Annotated in this window: 2 protein-coding genes; one reads left to right on the top strand and one right to left on the bottom strand. The window is 55.7% G+C overall.

The annotated features are described in order from the left end of the window. Positions 1–143: 143 nt before the first annotated feature. The gene (locus POG22_RS22140; RefSeq protein ID WP_498907154.1) at positions 144–2,642 is read left to right on the top strand and encodes a phosphoketolase family protein; all 2,499 of its coding nucleotides are present in this window, start codon (positions 144–146) and stop codon (positions 2,640–2,642) included. Here POG22_RS22140 and POG22_RS22135 read toward each other — a convergent pair. Next, positions 2,617–2,874, bottom strand: a 258-nt coding sequence (locus POG22_RS22135; protein ID WP_498907153.1) for a hypothetical protein, incomplete at its 5' end; no start/stop codon positions are given. The two genes, POG22_RS22140 and POG22_RS22135, sit on opposite strands and share 26 nt — an antisense overlap.

Here is a 2,874-nt window from a genome sequence, read left to right as displayed (position 1 = left end):
TTTTGTGATTTTTGATACATTTTTTCTTGCCGGATGCACAGGAATTTCCAATTTTACCTCTTTTTCGGGTTCTCGAAGCCATGTCAAGACTCCTCTAAGCCTTACGTCGTAAGCTTTTCACTTCTTTTCAGCAAGCCCTTCCTATGACTTCCACCCAAACCGTCACCGCCGTTCGCCAAACTGAACTCGCTCGCCACTATCGAGAACGCAACCCCGCTGCCGATCGCTGGGCCGCCGGGTACGAACGCATCCAACACAACCTCGAAACCCAGGCGCGAGTCTTCGACATGGCCGAACGGCTGAAAATACGCGGTACGGTGGAGGAGACGCAGCAAGTCTTCGATCGCCTCTACGCTCTCGATCGCGTCGCCAGTGCTGCCATGTGGCTTGTCGTCCATCAAACCTACGCCGATCGCGTCTATCTCGACGGACGCAGCCTCAAACCCAACGAATTCAAAGCCAAACCCGAAGGACATACTGGCGGTTCCTTAAACATGGTTCCCGCCTACGCCGGTTACATGGGCCTTAACAGCATTACCGGCAATACCCGCTCTTGGATAATGGGACAAGGACACTGCGTCTCGGGCATCAACAGCGTCAACGTCGTTCTCGACAACCTCGTCTCCGAACACCAGCAACGCTACAATCTCACCGACGAGGGACTGACTCGCTTCGTCCGCGACTTCTACTCCTACAAGCTCGACGATCGCGGCAAACAAGCCTCGCCCCTAGGCAGTCACGTCAACCCCCACACTGCTGGCGGTATGGCAGAAGGCGGCTATCTCGGCTTCGTCCAACTGCAATACGCCCATATGCCTCTTCCCGGCGAAAGCCTCGTCACCTTCCTCAGCGACGGTGCCTTTGAAGAACAGCGGGGGAGCGACTGGACGCCCCGGTGGTGGCGATCGCAAGATTGCGGGACGGTCGCCCCGATTATGATTAACAACGGTCGCCGCATCGACCAACGTAGCACCATGGCACAAAAAGGCGGTACCGATTGGTTCGTGCGCCACCTCGAACTCAACCACTTCGACCCCATCGTATTCGACGGACGCGACCCCGCCGCCTTCGTTTGGGCGATTTTCGAGATGGAACGGCGACTCGAGGCCGCCGCTGAAGCCGTCAAATCCGGGCGCGATCGCTACCCAGTACGCATTCCCTACGGCATCGCCGTCGCCCCCAAAGGTGCGGGATTTTACAACGAAGGGACGAACCCCGCCCACAACCTACCGATTCCCGACAGTCCCCACAACAGCGAAGATTCTCTACAAGACTTCAACGACTGCGCCCGCAAACTCTGGGTTCCGTTTACAGAACTCCAAGAGGCGATCGCCAAACTGCAAAACCACGCAGAAACCCAACGCCCTAAAGAACGCAACCATCCCCTGATACATCGCCACGTCGAACTGCGCGAGGTTCCCGAACCGGAATTTGAAACCGTTCCCGACAACCGCGAAAACCGCCAAACTTGGACGTACAGCAAACCCATGCAGGCGATCGATTCCGGTTACGTCGCCGCCGTTCGCGCCAACCCCCACTTACGGCCGCGGGTGGGCAACCCGGACGAAATGAAATCCAACCGTATGACGCAAACCCTCGCTGAATTGAAGTTTCGCGTCACCGATCCCGAAGACGGCATTCCCGAATCCCTAGACGGAGCCGTGATTACCGCCCTCAACGAAGAAGCCGTCGCCTCCGCCGCCTTAGCCAACAAAGCCGGTCTCAATATTATCGTCACTTACGAAGCCTTTGGCGCGAAAATGCACGGTGTGATGCGTCAAGAGATTATTTTCTGCAAACACGCTAAAGAAGTGGGACGCGAGATCGATTGGCTGTCGATTCCCTTAGTGTTAACCTCCCACACTTGGGAAAACGGAAAAAACGAACAGTCTCACCAAGATCCCGCGATGGCGGAACTCATGGCCAACGAAGCCTCGGACGTTTCGCGCGTGATGTTTGCGGCTGACTATAATACGGCGGCGTCCTTGATGTACCACGTCTATCAAACCACTGGGGAGTTTTGGACGATGGTGGTGTCGAAACGGGACGAAATCGCGAATTTGTTTACTCCCGAAGAAGGCGATCGCCTGGTGTGCGACGGGGCAATGCGCCTCGACTGGGCGAGTTACCAACCCGAAAACGCCCAAGTCATCCTCACCGCTATCGGCGGCTACCAACTGCAAGAAATCTTGAAAGCTTCCCAACGCCTGCGCGATCGCGAAGTCTCCCACAGTGTCGTCTACCTCCTCGAACCCGGACGCTTCCGCACCCCTCGCGATGCCGGAGAACTCGAACGAGTCGCCCGAGGTTCTCTACGAGACGAACTTTATCCCGAATCCGTCAAAGCCCGCGTGTTTCTCAGCCACACCCGCCCCGAACCTATGTTAGGCATTCTCAAACCCCTCGACACCGGGAGCGATCGCACCGCTGCCCTAGGCTTCGTCAATCAAGGCGGAACCCTCAACAACCAAGGAATGCTATTTATCAACCGATCGACTTGGGCGCACGTCCTCGCCGAAACTGCCCGCGTTCTCCAACGTCCCCGTGAAGACTTTCTGACTTCTGAAGAACGAGAGGCGATCGCAGGTAAACGCAATCCTGAAGGCGTCATAACTGCTACCAACCCCAGTTCGCAATCTTAAAATTGCTGCTGAATGGTTGTATGAAAAACTGTTCGAGGGATATTGCGATCGCCAACTCGCGATCGAACGCAGCCAGGGATTTCGAGACCTCTTTAGGGCTTGCTGAATAAGTCTCCAGAGCGAATTCTGATGCCGTACAGCTTGCCCAATGGTCGTTTTGGACTCTAGCTTCCCAATTGAATCGGTAATCGCCGACGAAAATCCAAGGTTTTTGAGCTTCTCGATCGGAAAA

Origin of the sequence: Geitlerinema sp. CS-897, assembly GCF_028368005.1 — a bacterium.
GTDB classification, from domain to species: domain Bacteria; phylum Cyanobacteriota; class Cyanobacteriia; order Cyanobacteriales; family Geitlerinemataceae; genus Baaleninema; species Baaleninema simplex.
This window is presented reverse-complemented; position numbering and strand designations above follow the sequence as displayed.